This is a genomic window from Acidithiobacillus sp. TH-A36, from assembly GCF_057473445.1.
Genome location: NZ_JBYCKP010000062.1, coordinates 1 through 1,128, shown reverse-complemented (window position 1 = coordinate 1,128; position 1,128 = coordinate 1). Strand labels below are relative to the sequence as shown.

At 59.3% G+C, this 1,128-nt stretch carries 2 protein-coding genes; both read left to right on the top strand.

Going from position 1 to position 1,128, the window contains the following annotated elements; genetic code table 11:
- Nucleotides 1–735: alpha-D-ribose 1-methylphosphonate 5-triphosphate diphosphatase (locus tag AC2VLY_RS01565; protein WP_486921665.1), on the top strand; the 735-nt coding region annotated here is incomplete at its 5' end.
- Nucleotides 719–1,128: DUF1045 domain-containing protein (locus tag AC2VLY_RS01560; RefSeq protein ID WP_486894192.1), on the top strand; the 410-nt coding region annotated here is incomplete at its 3' end. The genes AC2VLY_RS01565 and AC2VLY_RS01560, both read left to right, overlap by 17 nt.

The window sequence follows — 1,128 nt, the reverse complement described above, 5'->3', positions numbered from 1 at the left end:
GTGCTGCATCTGCGCTGTGAACTCCCCACACCCAATATGCAACAATTGTTTGAAACGGCAATGGCGCAAGCCCCCGTTCACATGATCAGCATCATGGACCACACCCCCGGTGTCGGTCAGCATGCCAATCTCGACAAATTCCGCGAAGGACGGCGTGGTGATGGATACAGCGAGGCCGAACTGGACCAGATGATTGTGGAAGCCCAGCAGCGTCGGGAAATCCATAGTGAGATCAACCGGCATTATCTTCTCGAAAAATTGCACGGGATGGGTTTGCAAATCGCCAGCCATGACGACCGCACCGCCGAAGAAGTTCGCCGAAACGCCGCAGAGGGTATTCGCATTGCCGAATTCCCGGTGACCCTGGAAGCGGCACAGGAAGCCAGAAAACTGGGGATGGCCACCGTCGCAGGTGCCCCCAACGTGGTGCGCGGTGGCTCCCATTCCGGCAATGTCGCCGTGCGCGATCTGGTTGCCGCCGGACTGGTGGATGTGCTCGCCTCGGACTACGTCCCCCACGCCATGCTGGAAGCGGCCTTTGCTCTGACCCGCATGGGCCTGATCAGGCTCCCTGAAGCGGTGCAGATGGTCAGCCTCGCCCCGGCACGCATGCTCGGGCTGGAAGATCGTGGCGCGCTGCAAATCGGCATGCGCGGCGACCTGCTCCGGGTGCGCGATTTCGACAACCATCCTTTATTGCGTGCAGTCTGGAAAGCCGGTGAAAGAATTGCCTGAATCCATGCGTGTCGCCATTTATTACGTACCAGAAGCCGATGATCCCCTGTGGATAGCAGGCAGCCATTGGTTGGGTTGGGATTCCGAAACTGCGCAGACCAGACAGCGGCCCCCGATTCAAGGCCTTGCAGAAGCTTCACGACGCGCCAGTCGTTATGGCTTCCATGCCACCATCAAAGCCCCCATGCCCTTGCAGGGCAAGCTGGACGATCTGATTGCAACACTGGAACAACAGCTGGCAGATACCCCGGCTTTTTTCCTGCCTCCCCTGCAATTGGTTCAGGATGAAGGTTTTGTTGCCCTGCGGCTCAGTCAGCCCTGTCCTGAACTGCACGCACTGGCAGATACCTGCGTGCGCAACCTGGAACCCTGGCGGCGGCCCTACACTGACGA